This window comes from Flavobacterium luminosum (assembly GCF_023635005.1).
Classification (GTDB): Bacteria; Bacteroidota; Bacteroidia; order Flavobacteriales; family Flavobacteriaceae; genus Flavobacterium; species Flavobacterium luminosum.
This window is the reverse complement of the sequence record NZ_JAMLJM010000007.1, coordinates 1-16,947: the sequence shown is the minus strand read 5'-3', so window position 1 is coordinate 16,947 and position 16,947 is coordinate 1. Positions and strand designations below refer to the sequence as shown.

Sequence of the window (16,947 nt, the reverse complement as noted above, 5' to 3'; positions counted from 1 at the left end):
TTAAAACTAATGTGTAATTTTGCAGTCCAATTTTTGGGTATTAATAAAAACAAATATACTAAATAGATGAGTACAACAACCATTCCGTTTGTAGCTTACAAGGTAAAAGATATCAACCTTGCAGCTTGGGGAAGAAAAGAAATTGAATTAGCTGAGGCTGAAATGCCTGGTTTAATGGCACTTCGTGCTGAATATGGCGAAAGCAAACCCCTAAAAGGAGCCCGTATCGCGGGATGTTTGCACATGACGATTCAAACAGCAGTTTTAATCGAAACTTTGATTGCATTAGGAGCTGAGGTAACTTGGTCTTCTTGTAACATATTCTCTACTCAAGATCAAGCTGCTGCGGCTATTGCTGCTGCCGGAATTCAAGTTTACGCTTGGAAAGGTCTTAATGAAGAAGAATTTGATTGGTGTATCGAGCAAACTTTATTCTTTGGTGAAGATAGAAAGCCATTGAACATGATTTTGGATGATGGTGGAGATTTAACCAATATGGTTTTTGATCGTTACCCTGAATTAATCCCTGGCATCAAAGGTTTATCTGAAGAAACAACTACAGGAGTTCACCGTTTATACGAAAGAATGAAAAACGGAACTTTATTCATGCCAGCAATCAACGTAAACGATTCAGTTACTAAATCGAAATTCGATAACAAATACGGTTGTAAAGAATCAGCTGTAGATGCGATTCGTCGTGCTACTGACGTAATGTTAGCGGGTAAGAGAGTAGTAGTTTGTGGTTACGGTGACGTAGGAAAAGGTACTGCAGCTTCTTTCCGTGGAGCAGGTTCTATCGTAACGGTTACTGAAATTGACCCAATTTGTGCTTTACAAGCGGCAATGGACGGTTATGAAGTTAAAAAATTAGATACTGTGGTTGGTAATGCTGATATCATCATCACGACTACAGGAAACAAAGACATCGTAGTAGGTCGTCATTTTGAAGCAATGAAAGACAAAACTATCGTATGTAACATCGGTCACTTCGATAACGAAATCGATATGGCTTGGTTGAACAAAAACTACGGTGCTACTAAAACTGAAGTAAAACCACAAGTTGATATCTACAACGTGAACGGAAAAGATATTATCATCTTAGCAGAAGGACGTTTAGTAAACTTAGGTTGTGCTACAGGTCACCCATCTTTTGTAATGTCTAATTCATTTACTAACCAAACTTTAGCTCAAATCGAATTATGGAATAATTCTGCGAACTATAAAAATGAAGTGTACATGTTACCGAAACATTTAGATGAAAAAGTAGCGGCGCTTCACTTAGCTAAATTAGGTGTTGAATTGGAAACATTAAATGAAGAACAAGCTGCTTATATTGGAGTAGACGTTCAAGGTCCATTCAAACCAGAATATTACAGATATTAATTGTTATGCTGAACTGTTTCAGCATCTGAAATATTTTAAACCCTTGCAGCAATGTGAGGGTTTTTTTTATTGAATCATTTTTTGTCATTCCGACGAAGGAGGAATCGCATTTGTTCGTCTTTATTATGAGATTCCTCCTTCGTCGGAATGACAACACTATAGAATTTCAGGTTAGAGCACCATCAAATTACAGCCGCGGATATCAGAATGATCGAAACGACCTAATACCTCAAAAGTACCGTTTTCATATTTTTTACCTAAATCTTGTGTCGCAATAAAAGAACATGAATTCACATTGGCCAAATCGATGATATTGATGCCTCCGTTTCTATTGTTTTCTAAAAGTGTCAAAGCATCTTCCGGGTCTCTGATGATGATGTGCATCCAATTGGGACATTCAAAAATACCATTACCCAAGGAATAAGCCTGCGATAACAATTCGGTCATCCCATATTCCGAATGTATTTCGGAAACTCCAAAACCGTCGCATAAGATTTGATGCAATTCTTCGCGTATGATTTCTTTACGTCGGCCTTTCATGCCTCCGGTTTCCATGATAATGGTGTTTTTTAGATTGAAATTTTGCTGTTCGATTAAATCCAACAAAGCATAGGTAACTCCGATTAAAATAACGTTTTGCCCTTCCTGATCCAATCGAATTAGTTTTTCAGCGAGCGCCTCGTAATTGTTGAGGTAGAAACCGCTTTCAGGATTGTTGGTATGCTTGATCAGATCATCAACCATATAGATTAGCGAAGAGCCTTCACGCTCCAAATAAGAAGGCAATAAGGCTAAGATGACATAATCTTCTATATTGCCGTAAAACTGTCTAAAACCTAGTCTAAAGCTTTCCTCGTAAAAAGCTAAATCGGTAACGTGATGCCTACTGGTAATCATTCCTGTGGTACCGCTACTGGTGAAGGTGGTTTGTACCGTTTCAGTACTACTCACTACAATATGACTTTTGAAAAACTGAATGGGTAAAAAAGGGATTTCCTCAAGACGTTTGACATTTGTTTTGTCTTTTCGTAGCAGTTGACAAAATTGTTGGTACACCAAATTATGCTCATATTGAAAACGGAACACTTTGAGTGCCATTTTTTCAAACTCTTTCTTGGAACCAATTTCAAATATGTCGGAGGTTGTAATCATACTTCAAAAGTACGTAAAATAGTAAGTCCCGCAAAAACGGGACTTATTATTTTGGGGGAACAGGGTTGTTTCATTATTCAATCACAACTTTTCTTGTAGCGGTTTTTCCTTCTTCTGTAATTTTAGCAATGTACATTCCTTTTGGTAAAGAAGTCACGCTAATAGGTTGGTTGGTTACTTCCGTTTTTAAAGCTATTTTTCCTAGCACATCATATAACACAACTTGTTTTTCTGTAAAACTGTCTGAAGTTACAAATAAACTCGTTTTTGCTGGGTTAGGGTATACTTGTAAACCCGCAATTTCATTGGACGCTCTTCCTAATGTATTATAGCTAAAAGTAACATTGTCTATGTTCCAATAGCCATTAGCGCCGTTATATCCGTTTCCAGTCCCAATAGATTGATATTTATCGTTTTGTGGAAGTCTAAAGATAGACACAATTCTAAAAGCTACCTTTGGATTGTTATCACAAGTTGCTGGTAAATCGATTGTTTTTCTTGCAAAAGTTGTTGTAAGGTCTCCATTATTGTTTCCCAAAGAAATCCAAGAAATCCCATCAGCTGTATATTGATACTCCATGAATTTTGAAGACTGCTGAGATCCTGAAATATCAAAAGAAACCTTTATGCCTCCATAACCCGAAGTATTTACTGCAAAATTATAGCCAGAAGTTCCTGAATCTGCTGAATCTGAAGGGAAATTAGTAATGGTATAACTTAGTCCTGGTGTACCAGTAGAGTAGGGATTATTGGCTGGAGATGTAAATGGGCCAACTAGAGTCATAGTGCCACTACCCGTGCTGGGCAGCGTAGTGTTTTCAAAAGTCCATTGTGTTAAGGTGGTTTGCGCTACCGCACTAGTTACAGTGGCTACAATAAATAAAAAAAAGTAAAGTTTCTTCATGCTTCTTTGTTTTTAATTTGTTTAAGAATTTACTGCAACAAAATTAATGAAACCACTTGTAATAGCTATTTTTTTTTAGATAAAAGCCTAAAAAACTCGATGAAACCTCTAAAAAAGACAAGACCTCACCAATTTAGGTGAGGTCTTGTAAAAGTGTTATGAAGACGAGAATTACTCGATTACTACTTTTCTTGTAGCGGTTTTTCCTTCTTCTGTGATTTTAGCAATGTACACTCCTTTTGGTAAAGAAGTAACGCTGATTGGTTGGTTCGTTACTTTAGCTTTTAAAGCAACTTTACCTAATACATCGTATAATACTACTTGTTTTTCTGCAAAACTGTTAGAAGTTACAAATAAATTCGTTTTCGCTGGGTTAGGATATACTTGTAAACCAGCAATATTGTCAAACTTGTTGTTTGATAAGGTGATATCTGCTAAACTTCTTGCTACTACTTGTGGAGTATTGTTAAATTCAGCAACTAATAATACTATGTCGTAAGGAGTAGAAGGAATGTTTTGATTAATATAATCTGCTTCAGCGAACAATGTACGGAAAATCATGTTTTCTAAGTCAGGTTGTGCAACATCATAATTAGTGCCAGCTTGAAAAGGAGTACCTTGAGCATTGGCTTGGAAGGTTAGTTGTTTTACTAGAACCAATTCACTTTCGTAATTTTCCCAACCGGTTTTTAGTGTTGGTACGGTTACTACTTCCGGAGTGATTACATTACCTGAAGAGGCTACAGTAGCATCCACAATTGGTACGAATTGTAAAACACCATTATAATTTGTTGTTTGACCTTTCAATCCTGAGATGGCATCACCAATTACCATACCAGAAAGTGTTGGATTGGTTGTTTCAGGAGTATTGTCATCAATTAATATACCCGCAGAAGCATCTTGAACGTATTTTTGTTTTCTGTAGGTAGTAACATTGGTTGGTCTTGCATACGTAATTACAGGTGTGCTAGAGATTTGGTAGTATTTTCCAACGGTAGTAGCTAAAACGTCTGCTCTTACAGCTGCTAAGTCAGAAGCGACGATGTAAGCAGCAACGGTAAAACTTACAGTAGCGCTTTTTGCTGGGGATAATGGATTTCCAGAGTTGTCAACTAATTCTGCAATTACTGTATAAGTACCCGGTGTTGTAGGAACAATAATATCAGTAGTGTCAAATTTGTCTGAAGCAGTTCCTCCGTTGATGCTATATTTAATGTAGCCGTCTCCAGCACCTGCAGCAGCCACGTTAAAATTACTTACAGATAAAATAACGTTTACTGAAGTGGTTTCAGGTGATAATGTTACTCCGTTTGAAGGAGACGTAATGCTAATATTTGGAGCAGTATTACAGCCATTAAAACTACCAAGACCAGCTACGTAATCACTTGCTTCTACTGTCCATTCAGAAGTAGCTGCGTCTGTACCGAATGATCCTAGAGGAGTTGGATTAGGACTACAAACCGTTGTTTTTCTAACTAAAGTATGATCTACAGTTCCTCCTGTAATCCCTGCAACAGGCCATGAAGCACCTGGATCAACACCAACTTGTCCAATCATATCAATTACATCAGTATTTTTTTTCAGAACTACAGCGTCATCACCATTGAAGTTACAAGTCCCAGAAGTTATATCTGCAGCTGCAATGATGGCAGCTAAAGCTGCACCAGAATTCCTCAATACGTATACATCACCAGCGTTAAGAATTGTCCCAGCAGCGAAAGTTTGTGTGTTTGTTGCAGTTGTTCCTCCGTTGGCGTATAGTTCAACAGAATAGTTGGACAAATCAACTTGGGCACCTGTGCCATTATAAATTTCTAAAAACTTATTGTTACTAGAACCTTCTCCATATTTACTAAAATATAAATCAGTTGCTTGCCCAAAACTCAGTGTGCTTAGTATCAGCATTGTTAATAAGTAAATTTTTTTCATTGTTTTTTGTTTTAAGTTTGACAACAAATATAATAAGTAATTTCTTTTGTTTTAAGAAATGTGTGTAAATTAACCTTTAAGTTTTACGGAAAGGTTTTGTTTTAATCACTTGATAATCAATTTTCTGGTAGCGCGTTGCTCCCCTTCTTTAATTTTAATAATGTAAACACCCGGTGTAAGCGAGCTAACGTTTAGTTCTTTGTTCGCTACGGTGGTTTGCATTACTTTTTTGCCCAAAACATCAAAAATTTCAATGTCTTTTGCCGCTGTGGATCTGGAGTTAATAAACACTCTATCGCCAGACACAGGGTTGGGGTAAATCGTCAAATTATCTAGGGGTTGTTCTTGGAATTTTGAAGTCGAACCGTCTTTGTTCTCTTGAGCTAAACTGCTCAGGGAAAATAGGAGAAATAATACGGAAATATAAAAGTAGTTTTTTGTCATTTAATTTTCTTTAAACAGTAAAGTTATGAAAAATAAAATAAAGGATTAAAAAAAATGCTCCAAAATTTTGGAGCATTTTTATGATTTGGGTATTTTTTATAATCCTACAGACCATCCAGTAGCCCAAGAAGGTACTCCTGTACCATTTCCAGCACCGTTGTTGTCTGATTCAGTAAACATAGCTGAAACATCTGCTGAAGGAGCTACTTGAGGCCCTGAGCCATCAGGATCTGTTCCTTTACCTTTTGATTTTGTTGGAACATCTGAAAATAAAACGTTAGTTGCTTCTAAAGTACCTGCAGTTACAGCAGCTACAGTTTCATCATGTTCTACATCGAAACCTGTTTTCCAATTTGCCAATACTACATTAGAAAAATTACCTTTAGTGCCTCTTCTTAATTTTAACGCTTGATTTTCTGTATAAGTAGCATCAGCAGCACTTCCAGGACCTATTAGGGTCATGTTAGAGATCGTAGGGTTTGCAATTGGTGTATTAGCATATCCTAATTCAAAGTTGTCTGCTTCGATTCCTCTGTTTCCTCTTCCAAAATCAATTTTACCATACCATTGAGCGTTTGTTCCGTTCCAACCTTCTGTCCAGTCAAATTGGTCGTCTTCGTTTCCAACAGCGATTAAGTTTGCAGTGTTTACAGTACCTCCGAAGAATTCGAAACCGTCATCAGCACCATAGTATGTTTGAACATATTCTACTGTAGTTCCTGATCCTACACCAAATAATGATAATCCGTTGAATTCTTTTTCACTATTGAAAGCTGCACCAGCGTACTCGATTCTTAAATATCTTAATGAACCTGAATTGTCGTTAGCGATTGTACCACCATACGTTAATTCGGCAACTTCAGATTGAGCAGTACTAGTACCTCCTGAAACGCGATTGATAGGTGCTTTACCACAAATTACCAATCCACCCCAGTCTCCTGCTTTTTTTGTAGGTAAACCACTAGTCATTACTACTGGATTTGAAGAGGTTCCGTTAACGAAAATTTTACCTCCTTGAGCAACAGCGATGTAAGAAGCAGTACCCGCAGTACCTTCGATTCTTGTTCCAGCTGGAATAGTTAAAGAAGCTCCTTCGTTGATTTGTACTTTTCCGGTTAATTTGTAAGTTTTAGCAGGATCTAAAATGATTTCACCAGTATTGAAAGTACCTTGGAAATTGTTAGGATCTACTGTTACTGTATTTTCATCTGTATTATCATCAGATGAACAAGCGGTAAGCATCGAAGCGGAAACAGCAAGTAGTCCGAAAATTTTTGCAATTGATTTCATAGTTGTGTTTGTATTTTATTTTTTATTATTTGTTACAAAAATATTTTAAGTTTACTATCTCATCGTTAAGCTATTGTGATGTTATCTTTAAAATTTTTTGTTTGTGTTAAATAAAAAAAGGAGCCGAAGCTCCTTTTTTGTTAGAATGTATATGAAAAGTTCAAACTGAATGTTGTCCCTTTGTCATAAGACAATACTTTTACGGTATTGCTTTTATTTTCCTGTACTCTGTCGATCGTTGGGTTTAATAAGTTTTTAGCAACAATTCCAACACCGAAATGTTTTCCGAATTTGGCTTTTGATATAAAATCAACAGTTCCTACCGCTTTGTCTACTAAATTGCCACGACCATTGGTTCCTAAAGCATATACTCTATCAGAAAAATAATTGTAAGCTAAAGTTGTTGTTAAGTTGTTTTCTTTGTTCTTCCATTCGTTAAAGAAGGTCACATCGGCATTGACTAATAAATCAGAAGCGCCGGTGAATTTACTTTTATCGTCAGTAAAAACAACATTGTAATTGGTTTCTCTAATTACTTTGTTGGTACTTAGTTCTTGATCGCTGTATAAGTAAGATACATTCAAACCTGTCGTTAATTTGTTTCTATCTTCGGTAGCGAAAATTTGTTTTCTCACTTCTGCTTCCGCTCCGGCTACGTATCCGTAATCTCCGGTGTTAATGAACGAGATATCGTTAGTAGAAGAAGCGATGGTTACTTCGTTCATAGGGTTCTTGATGTATTTTGCAAAAGCTGTAACCGAAATTACTTCGTCGTTTTTAGGGAAATATTCCCATTTTAAATCTGCATTGTAATCATCGGAAGCATACAAATCGGGATTACCAACTTTTACTTCGTTTACTTCTTCATAGATAAACAAAGCACGCTCTTTGAATTGTGGTAAGGTGTAGGTTTTGCTTACTCCTAATCTTAGGTTGTGTTTTTCGTTTAGACTGTATTTTAAAGTGGCGCTTGGTAAAAAGGCTACTTTTTCTAATTCGTCTTTGTTTCCGCTAGGATCCAACTGAGTGTTCCATTTTATTTTTTGGAAAATGTATTCACCTCTTAAACCTACTACGGCAGTTAATTTTCCAAAGTTGTATTCTGTATTCAAATAACCTCCGTTGATTACTTGCTCTCCATTATATACTTGAGGTTTTTCTGCATTGGTCACTTGAGCATTTCCTCTGAAGGTTGAAATATTGAAATAACCATTGTTGAAATTGTTTTGATTATAGAAACCATCAAGATTATTGATATCTACTATTTCTCCTGTGAAATTACTGTTCGTTTTTAAATTGAATTGTGTAGCTGCGAAATCTCTGGTTTTGTATCTTCCGTTGAAACCTAAAGTGAATTTACCGTTGTAATCTCCTTCGTCATTCTTTTTGAATTTATAATCGATAGCAGCATTTCCGGCTAATTCGTTTTCTTTTAGCTCTTGAAAATATCTGTGGTTATCTGGAGCAGAAATAGCAGAAAGAACATAACCATTACTTTCCTTACGTAAAGTATTTTGGGTTCTGTCAGGCATATCCCCTTTGATAGTGTTGTATGAAATACCCCAATTGGCTTTGGTTTTTTCAGATAAAGTATGGTTACCTAATAATTGGTTGATCCATAGTGTGTTTTTCTCAAATTTATTTCTTCTGATGAAACCATTTCCATCATTGGCAATATCAACTATATAACCGTAGTATTCATCTTTAGACAAGCTTGAAGAGTTGATTAATACAGAGTTGAAATTTAACTTGTGATTGTCGTTGATTTTGTATCCAAGGGTTCCCATTACATTGGTTGTAGTCGTGTAAGCAATGGAAGAGTATTTTTCGAAATCTTTATTGATTACCCCCGCTTCATTGACACCACCTCTTGCTAATCCATTATTTTTTGAAGTGTAATCGTTGCTAAAAGAAGCAGTGGCGAAAAAGTTCAATTTGCTTCCGTTGCTGCCAACATCATAAGAGTCGCCTACAGTTACTCCGAAAGAACCACCTACTGGAGTATAACTTTCTGAGTTTAACGTCTTGAATTTATAACTAGAAAGCGCGTTTTGTGGTGTTTTTCTGGCGTCAAATCCAAAAGGGCTGTATCCTTTAAGTAATGTAAAGTCATTGTTAGATAAAGCGTTGGTGTTTATTTTAGAACCAGCGTCTAGGCGTAATAAACCTTTACCTTTATAGTCTTTAGAAACAATATCAACATTACCTCCTGCGAAGTCTCCAAAAAGTTTACTGTTGTATACTTTGTCGATAGAAACGAATTCTAAAATGTCTGTAGAAAAAATTTCAAGATTAATATTTTTCTTTTCAGGATCATTAGAAGGAATCGGTAAGCCATTCATGGTAGTCGAATTATAACGGTCACCTAAACCTCTTACGAAAATATTACCTGTTCCTTCTTGTTTTGTAATACCAGTGGTTTTAGTTACGGCTCCCGCTACGTCACTTACTCCTTTTCTCGACATTTCTTGCGCGCCGATACTTTGTTTAATTTCAACAGATTTTTTCTGTTCTAAGAGTAAAGCACTTTCTTTTTCGCGGCTCACAGTAGCTTTAATAACAACATCTTCTAATGTTACGCTTCCAGTTCCCAGAGTCACATCAAAAGTTTTGTTTTCTCCTTCTGCAATGGTAAATAAAATTTCTTTAGATTCGTAGCCAAGAAAACTGAAGACCACGGTGTGTGATCCGGCTGGTATTTCTAAGGAATATTTGCCATCAATGTCTGTAGTTACACCTAATGATTTACCTTTAATAACAACGTTGGCAAAAGGTAATGGTTCTCCGTTTAATTCTTTATCAGAAACCACACCCGATATCGTAGTTTTTTGGGCAAGTACTGAAAATGAGATCAGTAAGAACGTAATGATTAATTTAAATTTCATTGTAGTTGTGTTAAATTTTCCGCAAAGGAACGTTAGCAAAGTAAAAAACAAGTTAAGCAGAAGTTATTTTTAAGTTTACAATTTGTTTATTAATTGTTAAGAGATTAAATTTACGTAAGCGCAATATATTCTTTCAAATAATAGTTACTTTTACCTCACATTAAACAACCTAACACTTTGTATGAAAAAGAAGGACATTAAGATTCTTTTAGTAGATGATGAGGTTGATATCTTAGAAATCATAGGATACAACTTAACACAAGAGGGTTATCAGATTTTTACTGCTGATAATGGAAAGAAAGCTATTGAAAAAGCGAAGAAACATCATCCGCATTTAATTATCATGGATGTGATGATGCCTGAAATGGATGGGATGGAAGCGTGTGAAAACATTAGAAAAATACCAGAATTAAGTCATACGATTATTGCTTTTCTAACCGCTAGAAATGAAGATTATTCTCAAGTTGCTGGTTTTGATGCGGGAGCCGATGATTATATTGCTAAACCTATAAAACCCAAAGTATTAGTTAGTAAAGTTAAAGCCTTATTACGCCGTTTGAAAGAAGAAGAAACGACTTCTGATAGCTTAAACGTAGGTGGAATTGAAATTAATCGTGAGGAATATAAAATCATCAAAGACGGTGAAGAAATCATACTTCCACGAAAAGAATTTGAATTGTTTTATCTCCTAGCTTCAAAACCTGGAAAAGTGTTTAAACGTGAAGAAATCCTTGATAAAGTTTGGGGTAATGAAGTGGTAGTAGGAGGAAGAACTATAGATGTTCATATTAGAAAACTTCGTGAAAAAATTGGCGAAGATTTGTTTAAAACCATCAAAGGTGTTGGATATAAATTTGAATTATAATGAGTGTAACCCTTAAGAAAACCTATAAGTTTGCTGTAAAATCGGCTTTGTACATTAGTTTGTTTTCTTTTGGTTTTATTACGATTTTAAGTTATTTCTTTTTCTCGATTAATTGGTTTTTCAGCACTTTATTTGCGTTATCTATTTTGGTTTTCTCTTTCTTTGTACTTCAGTATCGTGTGGAACATTTTATTTACAGAAGAGTAAAAAAAATCTACGACGATATTTCTTTTCTTGATGCTACAGAGTTTAGAAACCAATCTATTACTACAGATATGGCGACGTTAACCCGACAGGTTAAAAAGTTTGCTACCGATAAAAAACTCGAAATAGAGATGCTTAAGGATCGGGAAGAATACCGTCGAGAGTTTCTAGGAAATGTTTCCCATGAGTTAAAAACGCCACTGTTTACGGTTCAAAGTTATATTTCTACACTATTGGAAGGCGCACATAAAGACAAAGTACTCCGAAAAAAGTATTTGGAACGCGCTGAAAAAGGTGTGGAACGATTGGTCTATATCGTTGAGGATCTCGACATGATTTCGAAACTTGAAATGGGGGATGAACGCCTGAATTTAACCGAATTTGATATTGTGGAATTGTCCCAAAATGTGATGGACCTTTTAGAAATTGAAGCCAATAAGAAAGATATTAGTTTGAGTTTCGATTCTAAATACTTCAAGAGCATCATGGTTTTGGCCGATTATGAGAAGATTCAGCAGGTTATGATTAATTTGGTTATGAATTCTATCAAGTACGGAAAAGAGGGAGGATCTACCGAGATTGGAATTGAGAATTTGACCAATAATAAAGTGATCGTACGCGTTACGGATAACGGTGAAGGTATCGAAAAACAAAATATTCCTCGTCTATTCGAACGTTTTTATCGTGTAGACAAAAGTGGTGCGCGTAGTGAGGGCGGTTCAGGCCTAGGTTTGGCCATTGTGAAGCATATTATTGAAGCTCACGATGAGAAAATTTTTGTTAAAAGTACTTTTAGAAAAGGTTCTGAATTTTCTTTTACTTTAGAGAAAGTGTAAAAAAAGCTATTTTAAGACTTACGTTTTTGATTTTTTTATAGAATTAACATCAATTCACTGATATTGAGTTAATTCTTTTTTATTTCCCTATTTTTCAATGTTATTAAATTGTTAAGTAAATGTTTTTTTATCGTGAAAAAAGTTTTATATTTGTGATAGATACGAACCCTTAAATCTTTTTACTATGAAAAAATTGGTATTATTTAGCGCTTTGATCTTGTCAGGAATGATGCAGGCACAAGAAGTTGAACCTCAATATGAAATTGAAGGGAATCTAGTAAAGGCAACCTATTATCATGCTAATGGTAAAGTGAAGCAAGAAGGTTTTTATAAAGATGGTAAAGTTCATGGTAAATGGGTTTCTTATGATGAAAGTGGCAAGAAATTAGCCATGGGGGAATTTAAGAACGGAGAAAAAGCCGGTAAATGGTTTTTTTGGAATGAAACGTCTAACTTGAATGAAGTAGATTATAAAAACAGCCGAGTGGCTTCAGTGAGCCAATGGGAAAAAGCTACCGTAGCGTACACAAAATAAATTTTGAACAAAACGTTGTATAAAAAAGCCGACTGATTGAGTCGGCTTTTTTATTTAAAACACTTCGAACAAGTCTTTCCATTTCGTATGGCTTTCAAAATTTCTTAGTCCTTTGTATACGTCTATCTTATCCAGTTTGTGCAATTTGAATTTGTCTTGTTTGCAACTCGGAATCAATCCTTCTTCTTTAAATTTTTTAGCTAGGTATTCTTGTTCGTATTGTCCTGGTGTAGGAATAAAAAAAGCTTTTTTCTTTAGTTTAGCCAAATCCATCACGGTTGTGTATCCGGAACGACATAGGATTCGTTCACTTTCGTTAAAAGCAATTTCAATTTGCTTTGAGTCCATGTAATTATAAAAGGTAAACTGAGCTTGTTTTTCTATTTTTTGTTGTGATTCAATTTTGCCTTTCACAAACAAAATGTCTCCGCGATAGGCTTTCAATTCGGTCAGTAATTTTTCTTCCAACATTGTGCGTTGTGGTTCTGGACCCGAAAGAATAACCATTAAATCGTATTTTTTAGGTAAGTTTTTTTTGTGCAAACGACACAAAGGACCAATATATTTTACGTTTTTAGGTACAATTTCGGGATGCCCTAAAGCACCACTTAAATTAGGAACCGTATTTACATCGGGTACCCAACATTCGTCGAATTTTTTGATAAACAACTGATGCAATTTGGTGGTCAACCAAGTGGTGTTACCCGTCATTACATTTAATTGATGCGTAATGAAAATAGAAGTGACTTTGTGGCTATATACGCCCAGTCTGTTATCGGAAATAATTCCGTCAATCTGATAGGTTTCTACAATTTGCCTTGTTCTGTTTTTTTCGGCTAGAATTGCGGCAATCATTTTGGGACTATTCCAAAGCAGTTTCCATTTAAAATACGCTTCTTTTTTGGCATATTCAATCTGATAGGAAGGTAATTCGATGCTTTGTAATGAAGGGAATTCTTTTTGTAATAATTCCAAAGCAACACCATCGGAAGCAATAATGGGATTAAAACCATGATCGAGTAAGGCTTGTATGACGGGAATACATCGTGTGGCGTGACCTAATCCCCAGTTTAACGGAGCGACTAATATATTTTTCATTACGTGTGTTGTGGTTTTAGGGAGTAGTTATTTTTGGATGGCTGTGATGAATTGTTCTATGAGTTGATTTTCATATTCAAAAGTTTCTTCTTCTGTTTCAAAAGTAACACTTTCGATTTTATGTTCATACAAGCGCCATTTTTTCTTGTTGTACTCCAAAGCGGTTAGGTTTTCTACCCAATCACCGGAATTTAGGTAAGTAGTACTGCCTTTTTCGGTGGTAATGGTTTCTATTTTGGGTTCATGGATGTGACCGCAAATTACATAATCATAGTTTTTTTCGATAGCTAATTCGATGCAAACGTTTTCAAAATCGGATACGAATTTTACGGCAGATTTCACACTCGATTTGATTTTTTTAGATAAAGAGTAGGGTTCTTTGCCTAACTTAACAAGCCCCCAGTTGATGGCACGATTCAAGACAATTAAGAAATCATAACCCCATCCTCCGAGTTTTGCTAGCCATTTGGTGTGCGTTATTGAAGCATCAAAAACATCACCATGAAAAATCCAAGCCTTTTTATCATCGACTTCTAAGAGTAATTTGTTTAGAAGACTAAAATTTCCTAGATGTATATCGGTGAATTTGCGCAATAACTCATCGTGGTTTCCTGTAAGGTAGTATACTTTGGTCCCTTTGGAACTCATTGAAATGATTTTTTTGAGAACTTTCAAATGACTTGGCGGGAAATATGATTTTCGGAATTGCCAAATATCCACAATATCACCATTCAAGATTAATGTCTTAGGTTTAATGGATACCAAGTAATGCATTAATTCTTTGGCATGGCAACCGTAAGTTCCTAAATGAACATCGGAGATAACAACTAGTTCTACTTTTCTCTTTTTCAATGTTTTTCTTTCAAATTAACTCAAGAAATGTTGTGGGAATGTTATTGTGATATTATGAAATGGTTGTCATTTGTAACAGGAAGGTTTTCTTAAAGGTGATAAACAAGTTCATTTCTGATAACAATATAATTTACCTATTTTTGTAAAAATTTATTGTAGTGGGAAGTAAGAATAAACTAAAGAGATTTAAAGAGAACGAAACTTTTACGAATGTATTTCAGCCAACAAGAGAAGAAGTAGTTTCGGATAGTTTTGCTTTAAAAGGGAAGTGGAATAAAGAGTTTTTTAAAAATGAAAATCCAATTATATTGGAATTGGGTTGCGGAAAGGGAGAATACACGATTGGGTTAGCCGAAAGAAATCCTAATGTTAATTATATTGGTATCGATGTGAAAGGAGCTCGTTTCTGGAGAGGTGCTAAGACTTCTGTGGAAAGCGGTATGAAAAATGTGGCTTTTGTTCGTACTCAAATTGAGTTGATAGACCACATTTTTGCAGCAAATGAGGTGAGCGAAATTTGGATTACTTTTCCAGATCCGCAAATCAAATACAAACGAACCAAACATCGTATGACCAACTCACAATTTTTGCAGTTGTATAAAAAGATATTGAAGCCCGATGGAGTTATGAATCTTAAAACAGATTCTGAATTCATGCATGGTTATACTTTAGGTCTTTTGCATGGTGAAGGACACGAAGTGCTTTATGCTAACCACAATGTATACAAGAATGAAGGGGCTCCAAAAGAAGTTACTGATATTCAGACATTTTACGAGAAACAATATTTGGAAATTAATAAGGCAATTACCTATATTAGATTTAAAATAAAGTAGATGTCTATAGCCTTGGCTTTTTTCTTAACGGTTTTTTTCTCTGGCATAGGTGTACTTCCTCCGGGAATGCTTAATATGAGAATTGCAACGATCAGTATTAAACGATCAGTTGCAAAAGCCAATGAATTCATTTATGGAGCATTGGTAGTGGTCGCTGCACAAAGTTTTGTGGGCTTCAATTTTGCTACTTTTTTGGAAGATCATCCTCAAGTTACGCATAATTTAAAACTTGTAGGAAGTGTCATTTTCTTTGTATTGACTATCATCTTTTTGGGAAAGGGAATACAAAATGTGATACAGTCTGGTAAGATTGAAACAGATACCACCGAGAGTAAATTTGCTCCTTTTTATCAAGGACTTTTGTTGTCATTTTTAAATGTTTTCCCAATTCCGTATTATGCTTTTTTAAGCCTTTATATTTCTGCTTTCATACCCGATTTTTTTGAAAAGTGTATTGGCGTTTTTTTCGTACTGGGAAGTGTTGTGGGTACGGGTTTAGTTTATACGTTGTATGCCTATCTTTTCAAAAAATTAGAAAATAGAGTTTCTTTTTTTGTGAAGAATGTCAATTTTATTATTGCTTTAATTACAGGGATTGTCGCTATTTTCACCATTTACAATTAATTATTTACAATAGTGAAACCTCAAGACGACAGTTTTTTTGAACGGGTTTATGAAGTAGTTCGGAAAATTCCAGAAGGAAGAGTTACTTCCTATGGAGCGATTGCAAAAGCCTTGGGGACAGCTCGATCTGCCAGAATGGTAGGGTGGGCTATGAATGCTTCTCATGATCGGGAAGATGTACCGGCTCATCGAGTAGTCAACAGAAATGGAATCTTAACAGGGAAACATCATTTTGAAGGGACAAATCTGATGCAACAACTTCTAGAAAGTGAAGGAGTTAAAGTAGAAAACAATCAGGTAGTCGATTTTAAAGAAATATTTTGGGAACCTGAAATTCCGCAAGAATTGTAGAGAAATTGTAATAAAAAAACGCAGATTCTCAGACATAAAAATAGTTCTCTGTGAATCTGCGATGTAATTAAAGTTTATAATTAAACAATTTTCATTTCCGGAATATCTCCTTCGATGATTAAATCGGCTTCTGTGGCGTTGATAATCTCTTCAACTGAAACATCTGGTGCGCGTTCTAACAATTTGAAACCGTTAGGTGTGATTTCTAATACCGCTAATTCGGTTACTACTTTTTTCACACAACCCACTCCTGTTAATGGAAGGGTGCACCTTTTTAAGATTTTCGACTCTCCGGCTTTGTTCACGTGCATCATCGCTACGATGATATTCTCTGCCGAAGCAACTAAATCCATTGCGCCTCCCATTCCTTTTACCATTTTACCCGGAATTTTCCAATTGGCAATGTCTCCGTTTTCGGCTACTTCCATCGCTCCTAAAATGGTTAAATCCACCTTTTGAGCACGAATCATTCCGAAACTAAACGCCGAATCAAAGAAACTGGCTCCCGGTAAAGTCGTGATAGTTTGCTTTCCTGCATTGATGATATCCGCATCTTCCTCTCCTTCAAAAGGGAAAGGTCCCATTCCTAATACTCCATTCTCCGATTGAAATTCAACCGATATATCTTCTCGCACATAATTTACCACTAACGTGGGAATACCGATACCTAAGTTGACATAGTATCCGTCTTTCACTTCTTGTGCAATACGTTTTGCAATTTGATTTTTATCTAGTGCCATAATTTATTACTTGATTTGAAAA

General features: G+C 35.6%; 16 protein-coding genes. 7 read left to right on the top strand and 9 right to left on the bottom strand.

The window, feature by feature from the left end; translation table 11 throughout:
• Positions 1 to 66 precede the first annotated feature (66 nt).
• Positions 67 to 1,383 carry an adenosylhomocysteinase gene (gene ahcY / locus NAT50_RS09340; RefSeq protein WP_250593011.1) on the top strand — a complete coding sequence of 439 codons (1,317 nt, stop codon included), beginning with the start codon at positions 67 to 69 and terminating at the stop codon, positions 1,381 to 1,383.
• Between the two features lie 171 nt (positions 1,384 to 1,554).
• Here ahcY and NAT50_RS09335 read toward each other — a convergent pair whose 3' ends face one another.
• The 6 genes from NAT50_RS09335 to NAT50_RS09310 form a co-directional block, all read right to left on the bottom strand.
• Positions 1,555 to 2,535: a LuxE/PaaK family acyltransferase gene (locus tag NAT50_RS09335; protein WP_250593010.1), complete on the bottom strand. Its 981-nt coding sequence runs from the start codon at positions 2,533 to 2,535 to the stop codon at positions 1,555 to 1,557.
• Between the two features lie 73 nt (positions 2,536 to 2,608).
• Entirely contained in the window at positions 2,609 to 3,439 is an 831-nt protein-coding gene (locus tag NAT50_RS09330) for a T9SS type A sorting domain-containing protein (RefSeq protein WP_250593009.1), read from the bottom strand.
• Between the two features lie 171 nt (positions 3,440 to 3,610).
• The gene (locus NAT50_RS09325; RefSeq protein ID WP_250593008.1) at positions 3,611 to 5,368 is read right to left on the bottom strand and encodes a T9SS type A sorting domain-containing protein; all 1,758 of its coding nucleotides are present in this window, start codon (positions 5,366 to 5,368) and stop codon (positions 3,611 to 3,613) included.
• 105 nt (positions 5,369 to 5,473) lie between these two features.
• A complete protein-coding gene (locus NAT50_RS09320) occupies positions 5,474 to 5,812 on the bottom strand; it encodes a T9SS type A sorting domain-containing protein (RefSeq protein WP_250593007.1) in 339 nt (112 codons plus the stop codon).
• Between the two features lie 96 nt (positions 5,813 to 5,908).
• Positions 5,909 to 7,102, bottom strand: coding sequence for a hypothetical protein (locus tag NAT50_RS09315; protein ID WP_250593006.1), 1,194 nt, complete (start codon positions 7,100 to 7,102; stop codon positions 5,909 to 5,911).
• 140 nt (positions 7,103 to 7,242) lie between these two features.
• Entirely contained in the window at positions 7,243 to 9,987 is a 2,745-nt protein-coding gene (locus NAT50_RS09310; protein ID WP_250593005.1) for a TonB-dependent receptor, read from the bottom strand.
• Positions 9,988 to 10,168: 181 nt separating this feature from the next.
• Between NAT50_RS09310 and NAT50_RS09305 the strand changes: the two genes are divergently transcribed.
• From NAT50_RS09305 to NAT50_RS09295, 3 genes are all read left to right on the top strand, one after another.
• Positions 10,169 to 10,852, top strand: a complete 684-nt coding sequence (locus tag NAT50_RS09305; protein WP_250593004.1) for a response regulator transcription factor — start codon at positions 10,169 to 10,171, stop codon at positions 10,850 to 10,852.
• Positions 10,852 to 11,892, top strand: coding sequence for a sensor histidine kinase (locus tag NAT50_RS09300; RefSeq protein WP_250593003.1), 1,041 nt, complete (start codon positions 10,852 to 10,854; stop codon positions 11,890 to 11,892). Before NAT50_RS09305 ends, NAT50_RS09300 begins: the two co-directional genes overlap by 1 nt.
• Before the next feature lie 184 nt (positions 11,893 to 12,076).
• Positions 12,077 to 12,427, top strand: coding sequence for a toxin-antitoxin system YwqK family antitoxin (locus NAT50_RS09295; protein WP_250593002.1), 351 nt, complete (start codon positions 12,077 to 12,079; stop codon positions 12,425 to 12,427).
• A gap of 54 nt (positions 12,428 to 12,481) precedes the next feature.
• Here the strand turns inward: NAT50_RS09295 and NAT50_RS09290 are convergent, their stop codons facing one another.
• A complete protein-coding gene (locus NAT50_RS09290) occupies positions 12,482 to 13,525 on the bottom strand; it encodes a glycosyltransferase (RefSeq protein WP_250593001.1) in 1,044 nt (347 codons plus the stop codon).
• Positions 13,526 to 13,552: 27 nt separating this feature from the next.
• Positions 13,553 to 14,377, bottom strand: coding sequence for a UDP-2,3-diacylglucosamine diphosphatase (locus NAT50_RS09285; RefSeq protein WP_250593000.1), 825 nt, complete (start codon positions 14,375 to 14,377; stop codon positions 13,553 to 13,555).
• Between the two features lie 158 nt (positions 14,378 to 14,535).
• On the opposite strand from NAT50_RS09285, the gene trmB reads away from it, so the two are divergent.
• The 3 genes from trmB to NAT50_RS09270 are packed head-to-tail and all read left to right on the top strand — an operon-like array spanning position 14,536 to position 16,185.
• Positions 14,536 to 15,210, top strand: a complete 675-nt coding sequence (gene trmB / locus NAT50_RS09280; RefSeq protein WP_250592999.1) for a tRNA (guanosine(46)-N7)-methyltransferase TrmB — start codon at positions 14,536 to 14,538, stop codon at positions 15,208 to 15,210.
• The gene (locus NAT50_RS09275) at positions 15,211 to 15,834 is read left to right on the top strand and encodes a LysE family transporter (RefSeq protein WP_250592998.1); all 624 of its coding nucleotides are present in this window, start codon (positions 15,211 to 15,213) and stop codon (positions 15,832 to 15,834) included.
• Between the two features lie 12 nt (positions 15,835 to 15,846).
• The gene (locus tag NAT50_RS09270) at positions 15,847 to 16,185 is read left to right on the top strand and encodes an MGMT family protein (protein WP_250592997.1); all 339 of its coding nucleotides are present in this window, start codon (positions 15,847 to 15,849) and stop codon (positions 16,183 to 16,185) included.
• Between the two features lie 80 nt (positions 16,186 to 16,265).
• Here the strand turns inward: NAT50_RS09270 and NAT50_RS09265 are convergent, their stop codons facing one another.
• Positions 16,266 to 16,925: a CoA transferase subunit B gene (locus NAT50_RS09265; protein WP_250592996.1), complete on the bottom strand. Its 660-nt coding sequence runs from the start codon at positions 16,923 to 16,925 to the stop codon at positions 16,266 to 16,268.
• Positions 16,926 to 16,947 lie beyond the last annotated feature (22 nt).

Bases quoted from the DNA above. Each gene is read 5' to 3' on its own strand.
- ahcY (WP_250593011.1), top strand. From the start codon at position 67: ATGAGTACAACAACCATTCCGTTTGTAGCTTACAAGGTAAAAGATATC.
- NAT50_RS09275 (WP_250592998.1), top strand. From the start codon at position 15,211: ATGTCTATAGCCTTGGCTTTTTTCTTAACGGTTTTTTTCTCTGGCATA.
- NAT50_RS09305 (WP_250593004.1), top strand. From the start codon at position 10,169: ATGAAAAAGAAGGACATTAAGATTCTTTTAGTAGATGATGAGGTTGAT.
- NAT50_RS09320 (WP_250593007.1), bottom strand. From the start codon at position 5,812: ATGACAAAAAACTACTTTTATATTTCCGTATTATTTCTCCTATTTTCC.
- NAT50_RS09315 (WP_250593006.1), bottom strand. From the start codon at position 7,102: ATGAAATCAATTGCAAAAATTTTCGGACTACTTGCTGTTTCCGCTTCG.
- NAT50_RS09290 (WP_250593001.1), bottom strand. From the start codon at position 13,525: ATGAAAAATATATTAGTCGCTCCGTTAAACTGGGGATTAGGTCACGCC.
- NAT50_RS09310 (WP_250593005.1), bottom strand. From the start codon at position 9,987: ATGAAATTTAAATTAATCATTACGTTCTTACTGATCTCATTTTCAGTA.
- NAT50_RS09300 (WP_250593003.1), top strand. From the start codon at position 10,852: ATGAGTGTAACCCTTAAGAAAACCTATAAGTTTGCTGTAAAATCGGCT.
- NAT50_RS09325 (WP_250593008.1), bottom strand. From the start codon at position 5,368: ATGAAAAAAATTTACTTATTAACAATGCTGATACTAAGCACACTGAGT.
- NAT50_RS09335 (WP_250593010.1), bottom strand. From the start codon at position 2,535: ATGATTACAACCTCCGACATATTTGAAATTGGTTCCAAGAAAGAGTTT.
- NAT50_RS09265 (WP_250592996.1), bottom strand. From the start codon at position 16,925: ATGGCACTAGATAAAAATCAAATTGCAAAACGTATTGCACAAGAAGTG.
- NAT50_RS09295 (WP_250593002.1), top strand. From the start codon at position 12,077: ATGAAAAAATTGGTATTATTTAGCGCTTTGATCTTGTCAGGAATGATG.
- NAT50_RS09330 (WP_250593009.1), bottom strand. From the start codon at position 3,439: ATGAAGAAACTTTACTTTTTTTTATTTATTGTAGCCACTGTAACTAGT.